The 6,583-nt window shown below is 28.7% G+C and carries 8 protein-coding genes; all 8 read left to right on the top strand.

Annotated features, from left to right (window positions below):
• Positions 1–142 precede the first annotated feature (142 nt).
• The 8 genes from B2W91_RS20935 (at position 143) to B2W91_RS14190 (ending at position 6,417) form a co-directional block, all read left to right on the top strand.
• The gene (locus B2W91_RS20935) at positions 143–634 is read left to right on the top strand and encodes a Csac_0668 family 2Fe-2S cluster-binding (seleno)protein (RefSeq protein WP_349680809.1); all 492 of its coding nucleotides are present in this window, start codon (positions 143–145) and stop codon (positions 632–634) included.
• 344 nt (positions 635–978) lie between these two features.
• A complete protein-coding gene (locus tag B2W91_RS14220; protein ID WP_291582112.1) occupies positions 979–1,602 on the top strand; it encodes an HD domain-containing protein in 624 nt (207 codons plus the stop codon).
• A gap of 489 nt (positions 1,603–2,091) precedes the next feature.
• The gene (locus B2W91_RS14215; protein WP_291582110.1) at positions 2,092–2,799 is read left to right on the top strand and encodes a class I SAM-dependent methyltransferase; all 708 of its coding nucleotides are present in this window, start codon (positions 2,092–2,094) and stop codon (positions 2,797–2,799) included.
• Between the two features lie 65 nt (positions 2,800–2,864).
• Entirely contained in the window at positions 2,865–3,440 is a 576-nt protein-coding gene (locus tag B2W91_RS14210; RefSeq protein WP_291582108.1) for a 2'-5' RNA ligase family protein, read from the top strand.
• Between the two features lie 102 nt (positions 3,441–3,542).
• Positions 3,543–4,193 (top strand): hypothetical protein, encoded by a 651-nt coding sequence (locus B2W91_RS14205; protein ID WP_291582107.1) that lies wholly within the window; start codon positions 3,543–3,545, stop codon positions 4,191–4,193.
• Between the two features lie 127 nt (positions 4,194–4,320).
• Positions 4,321–5,088, top strand: coding sequence for a DUF5694 domain-containing protein (locus B2W91_RS14200; protein WP_291582104.1), 768 nt, complete (start codon positions 4,321–4,323; stop codon positions 5,086–5,088).
• Positions 5,089–5,179: 91 nt separating this feature from the next.
• Positions 5,180–5,836, top strand: a complete 657-nt coding sequence (locus B2W91_RS14195; RefSeq protein ID WP_291582102.1) for a class I SAM-dependent methyltransferase — start codon at positions 5,180–5,182, stop codon at positions 5,834–5,836.
• A gap of 77 nt (positions 5,837–5,913) precedes the next feature.
• Entirely contained in the window at positions 5,914–6,417 is a 504-nt protein-coding gene (locus tag B2W91_RS14190; protein ID WP_291582100.1) for a GNAT family N-acetyltransferase, read from the top strand.
• Positions 6,418–6,583: the final 166 nt, after the last annotated feature.

Raw genomic sequence — 6,583 nt, 5'->3', positions numbered from 1 at the left:
TTTTTCATTCTTAATTATTAATTCTTAATTTTTAAGGGATTAAACTGTTTCTATAGAAAACTTATTTTCCAGAGTATATATTAAATTTTCACATTGTATCCATATATTACGTCCTAATGGCTTAATTTTGGAGGGATAAAAGATGAAAAGTAAAGACATAAAGATATCTTGTTGAGCAAGTAAAGAAAACTCTGCTGGTCTAGCAGAACAATTTTATGCATGTCCTACATGTAATGGAGAGACTAAAGAAGTAAAGGGAATAACTGTTAGGCATTTTGTAATTGATAGTCTTGTAGATAGAGTGAATGAGAGTAATTATCGTATTTGCCTAAATGAAAATTGTGAAGTTGTTTATTATAATTTAGATGAGAATATAATATTTAAAAAACAAGATATGAAGATTCCTATTTGGTATAAAAAAGACGCCAATCCTAAATACATATGTTACTGCAACCATGTGACGGAAGAACAAATTATTAATGCAGTTCTTAATGATGGAGCGAAAGATATAAAGGATATTATTAGGCTTACAGGGGCAATGAAGAATGGAAAATGTGAAATTAATAATCCTTTAGGTAAATGTTGTGGCTCTATTATTCAAGAAACAATCAACAAAATATTGAACATGGAATAAGGGGACGGTTCATTAAATTTTCATATCTAGGGAATAGATTAAACAATTGAGAGACTACAAGAATTAAGAATTAAGTATGAAGGATGAAGAATTATGGTGGAAATTAGTTTTAATCAATCTAATTTCTTTAATTGTTTATTTACTAGCAATACAATTGCTAGTGGCTGTGTGGCGAGCACTGTTCGTCGCCACATTAAATCAATTCTAAATTTCTTAGCTACTGCTGAGAAATATCAGCAAATTCTTCATTCTTCATTATTAATCCTTCATTTTAATTTATATTGAATATAGACACAAATAGACAAACTATGCTTATAAAATAATTTTAAATAAGGGGATAAAATATGAAAAATTATTTAGAAGAAGGGGTTCCAACTATAGAGGAAGCAAGATTATTGCTAGAAGAAGGTCAAAGACTAAATCCTGGTCCATGGATAGAGCATTCGATAAATACAGGAAAGGCAGCAGAATTAATAGCAAAGAATTGCAAGGATTTAAATCCAGAGGTTGCATTAGTTTTAGGCATGTTACATGATATTGGGGTAAGATTCGGTGTAACATATATGAAACATACTTTACATGGTTATAATTTTGCCATGGAAAAAGGCTACCATAAAGTAGCAAGAATTTGCTTAACTCATTCATTTAATTGTAATGACATAAGAAGCTGCTTTGGCAGATGGGATTATTGCAGTGATGAAGAGTATAATTTTGTTAAAGATTATATTGAAACTGCAAAATATGATGATTATGATAAGCTAATACAATTATGCGATGCACTGGCGCTGCCAAGTGGATATTGTTTAATGGAGAAAAGAATGGTTGATGTAGCATTAAGGCATGGCATACATGAGCATATTATTGATAAATGGAAGGCAGTTTTTGAAACTAAATTATATTTTGAAGAAAAGATGGGAAAATCACTATACAGTGTATTACCAGGAGTTGTAGAAAATACTTTTAAATAATGCACAATGCACATTTCACAATTAAGGAGGAATTTATTTTTAGCAAAATAATTTCTTTNNCTGGGGAACAGTAGTGAAGCCCGTTAGGGTTCCCCTGAGGTGCAGTATAGTTCGGAACAAGAATCAGTGAGATTATACTAAATTTATGGAGATAGGCAATATTATTGAAATATTGTTTAATGTCGCAGACATTGTGCCATATCATACTGCACCTAAGGGGCTCTATCAATGGAGAATTCAAAATTGACAATTAACAATTAAGGTTGAAATTATTTTTTAGAAAAATAATTTCTAAAATGTATTTCTAACTAGCAATGCAATTGCTAGTTATTGTGGCGAACACTGTTCGCCGCTACAGAATCAATTTAAAATTTCTCAGTACTAACTGAGAAATATCCACAATTGTGAATTGTGCATTGTGCATTGTGCATTGTGAATTGAATAAAATTGTCAATCGTCAATTCTCAATTGTATAAGGGGGTATAAAAAATGGCAAACGAGTATTCAAAATTATGGTTTGAGGTATTTATGAAAGGTAAAAATGTATCTGATACTGAGATAGAAGTGAATTTTTTAAAGAAACATCTTCCAATATCAAATTATAAAAAAATATTGGATCTTTGTTGTGGTTATGGTAGACATTCTAATATGTTAGGGGAATATGGATATAATGTATTAGGAATTGATAGAGATGAGCATGCTTTAGTAAAGGCTAAAAAATCAGCTAATAAAAATGTTGAATATCTTTCCTATGATATGAGAAATATAGAGAAACTGCCTTATTCTTTTGATGGAATAATTAGCATGTGGCATAGCTTTGGTTACTTTAATGATGAGGTTAATAATAGTATCATTAAACAAATAAGTAGTTTGTTAAATAAGAATGGTAGATTTATATTAGATATTTACAATAAAGATTTTTTTGAAAAGAATGTTGGAAAGAGAGAATTTACTAAAGAAAATCTACTAATAAAAGAAGAAGTGAAAAAAGAAGGAAATAGATTTAATGTAACTCTCACTTATGATAATACAAATACAATAGATGAATTTAATTGGTATTTATATTCAAAGGATGAAATAACAAACTTATGCAAAGAGTATAGTTTAATATGTAAAACGGCATGCCCTTGGTATGACGAAGGACAAGCTATAGATGAAAATACACCAAGAATGCAACTTGTTTTTGAAAAAAATTAATTAACTAAAAATATAATATTTCATGTATAAAAGATTCAAAGCTATGCATTTAGAAAGGAGAAAAAATGTTTATATGCTTTGCATTACTTGTCGATTACAAAATTAGTAATTATGCTAGAAGAATTGTTTACGATATTACTAATAAATATGGGGCATCTATTGAGCCAGCACTATTACCACAGCATGTATCATTAAAACAATCTTTTAAAGTAAATAGTATTGATAAGATAGAATCATATTTTGACAATCTGGCAGATAGTTTAAAGTCTTTTGACTTAGAGTTTTCAAAAATTGATTTAATTGAAATAGAAGATAATGAAAATGATATGGAAATTTTATGGCTTGATGTCAATGAAACAAAATATTTAAGAGACATACACAATAAACTTAATAAAGAACTGCTTGAAAAATTTGAAATACCTAAAGCAGGTTTTGATGGAGAGAACTTTCATTTTCATTCAACATTATCCTTTGGATATAATCAGAAAAAAGATTTTAAAGAAATAAAAAGAGAGCTTTGTGATAAGGATTCAAATTTAAGATTTACTGTTAAAGAAATAGCCTTATTTTACTCACCAGATGATGAGTGTATACCAGGAAGGTTTATAACGTATAAAATACTTCCTATATCTGAAAGATAGAGGTTTGCATTCGTTTTAGAAAAAATTTTGAAAGAATCAATATGAATCTAAATAATTATAAGAAAATAAGGGAGTTAATCTAATTTTAGATAGGGGATTAATATGAAAGTTTTAATAGGGCAACCAATTCATGAGGAAAATATAGAGCAACTTGAAAATGAAATAAAAATGAATAGAGAAATAGATATAGTATTATTTCCAGAAGGATATTTATCAAATGAAAAGATTTTAGAAGAAGCTTGTGAAATAGCTAAAAAATATAATGTGGCTATTATTACATCATACAGATGTAACAATAAAGATAGAGCAATAGTAATAAATAATTATGGGGAGAAAATTTTAGAAAGAGCTAAAACCCCACCAAATGAAGATGTAGAGCTACATACCCCACTGGTAGTAGACTATAATAAAACAACAATTGGATATTTACTTTGCATGGAAATCTTAAAAGGTGTAAGAGATTTAAAGAGTGTAAATAAAACAATTGATTTCATTGCACATCCAATTGGAGTTGGAATGTTTAGTGATGAGCAATTTGACCAGTGGATAAATGAGGCGAAAAATATTGCAAAAACATATAAAACAATGATAATTGGAACAAGCCATGCAGATGGATCATATAGAAATTGTGGAGTATCAATCCCTATTTCATATTGTATTGATAATAATGGAGAAGCTATATACATTTCAAAATCAGACACCCGAACACGAATTGTAAATCTATCTACAAAGGAAGTTAAGGTTAATCCTTAATGCTAATAATAACTTCGATGAAGAGATTTCAAAATTTAGAAATAGAAAATAAAAATATAAAAGGAGGAAAAATATATATTTTGTGTAATATATTATTATAAAAGTTTTATTTATGGGGGAAGAATTTATGAAAGTAGAAAATGATTTAAACAAAGCACAGGTTATGATATTGGGGTCATATCATTTTGGTAATGGAGGAGAGCATCTTGTAAATGTTGAAGTAGCAGATGTAATGAGTGATAAAAAGCAATTGGAGATTATTGAAGTTGTTGATAAATTATCAAAATTTAAGCCCAACAAAATTGCTGTTGAAGCAAAGGTCACTTCATCAAAAGAATTAAATAATGCCTATCTGGAATATTGTTCAAATAATGGTGAGATAAAAAGTAGTGCAATTGGGCATCGAAATGAAATAGTACAATTAGGGTTTCGTTTAGCAAATAGACTTAATCATCCTAAGGTTTATCCAATAGATGATCCAGCATTTCTACCTTTTGAACCACTTGATGACTACGCTAAAAAGAATTTACCTAAATTGCACGAAAAACTCTATCAAGAAGTTTCTAAAACAGTAAAAGAATTTGAAAATTTACAAAAGAATAATACTGTTGGTGAAATATTAAGTTATCTTAATAATGAAAGTCGAATAGAAATGGAGCATAGTAATTCATATTTGGCTCTAAATCAAGTTGGAGCAGGAGATAAATATTATGGAGCAAATTATATTACTGCATGGTATGAACGTAATATAAAGATCTTTGCTAATCTACAAGCAATATCAGAGCCAGGAGATAGAATTCTAATAATTTATGGAGCGGGACATTGCAAAATTTTAAAAGATTTTGTTTCAAGTTATAAAGAGATGGAGTTAGTAAATGTATTAGAATATCTATAATATATATCTAAAATAAAAAATATTTGTTGTAGGGGCGAACAGTGTTCGCCCTAAAATTTACTCTTCTTTAGATACGATGGGAGGAATTTAAATGAATAGGCTAGAATGGATAAATGAAAAAAGAATACTGGCAGAAAAGCGATATGATACTATTTTTTCAATGGATTATGATAAAAATTGGGGCAAAATAGAGGAGATTCATAGAAAAAATTTAATATACTTTTTAAATTTAATTCCCTGTAGCTCAAAGATTTTAGATGCTCCATGTGGAACAGGAAAGTATTGGTCAATGATAACTTCAGAAGGTTTCAATGTTTTTGGTATTGATCAATCACAAAAAATGCTAGAGAATGCAACTGCTAAATACACTGATGTATCTGTTGAAAAAATAGGTTTACAAGAGATAAATTATATTAGCGAGTTTTATGGAATTATCTGTATTGATGCAATGGAGAATGTATTTCCAGAAGATTGGACAGTTGTGCTTGGAAACTTTTATAAAGCACTAAAAAAGGATGGTTATTTATATTTTTCAGTAGAAACAATTGATAAAGCAGAAAGAGATGAAGCATTTAAAAAGGGCATTGAAATGGAGCTGCCAGTTGTAGAAGGAGAAGTTGCTCATACAGGAGGGTATCATTATTATCCTGATATTGAAAAAGTTAAAGCAAAGCTTAAAGAATTAGAGTTTCATATTGTAAAAGAAGATATTTCTGATGGATATCATCATTTTATTGTAAGGAAATAAATTAATTGCAAGTCTGTTTATTAAGCATAAATGGAAGATAAAATCATTAAGAATCTAATTATCTTGGGGGGATATGAATGATAATAAGAGAATATAATGATAGGGATAATCTCCAATGGGTAAGGTGTAGAGTCTTATCCTTTTTAGATAGTGCATATTTTGATAATGTATTAAGAGAAAAAGAACATTATGAAAATCTTTCAATTGAGCTGGTAGCAGAAGTAAATAATAAGATAGTAGGTTTAATTGATATAGAGTATGAAACAGAAAAAGGAGAAGTTTGCTATAATCCTAATGAATTAGGGGGAGTTATATGGCATATAGCAGTATTACCAGAATATAGAGGCCTTGGAATTGCAACTTTATTATTAAATGAAGCAGTAAATAGATTAAAGAATAAAGGTATAAAAAAACTTGAAGCATGGACAAGGGATGATAAGTGGGTAAATGATTGGTATAAAAATAGAGGANNAGGAAAGAATCATATCTACATGTCTACACTGAAGGAAATGAATGTAGTGAGATTACTGAATCTAAAATTAAAAAGTTATTTATATGTAATTGCTTTGCACATTATGTAGGGGAAGAAAAAGAAGAAATTAAAAAAAGATTTAAAAGAGTTCATGAATGCAATTTACATGAATTAGTACTTTAAAGCTAATTGAAAGTATTCTTATTTTGAAATTTAATGTAAATACATATTAAAAAGTAAGTCTATAATATCTTCTATAGGGATACAATGTGAAA

Origin of the sequence: Clostridium sp. UBA6640, from assembly GCF_002455975.1 — a bacterium.
In the GTDB taxonomy this organism is placed as follows: domain Bacteria; phylum Bacillota; class Clostridia; order Clostridiales; family Clostridiaceae; genus Clostridium_J.
Note: the sequence above shows the minus strand (reverse complement) of the source record. Positions and strands in the feature narration are given on the sequence as shown.

Coding starts and splice junctions, on each gene's coding strand:
- B2W91_RS14220 (WP_291582112.1), top strand. CDS start 979: ATGAAAAATTATTTAGAAGAAGGGGTTCCAACTATAGAGGAAGCAAGA.
- B2W91_RS14215 (WP_291582110.1), top strand. CDS start 2,092: ATGGCAAACGAGTATTCAAAATTATGGTTTGAGGTATTTATGAAAGGT.
- B2W91_RS14210 (WP_291582108.1), top strand. CDS start 2,865: ATGTTTATATGCTTTGCATTACTTGTCGATTACAAAATTAGTAATTAT.
- B2W91_RS14205 (WP_291582107.1), top strand. CDS start 3,543: ATGAAAGTTTTAATAGGGCAACCAATTCATGAGGAAAATATAGAGCAA.
- B2W91_RS14200 (WP_291582104.1), top strand. CDS start 4,321: ATGAAAGTAGAAAATGATTTAAACAAAGCACAGGTTATGATATTGGGG.
- B2W91_RS14195 (WP_291582102.1), top strand. CDS start 5,180: ATGAATAGGCTAGAATGGATAAATGAAAAAAGAATACTGGCAGAAAAG.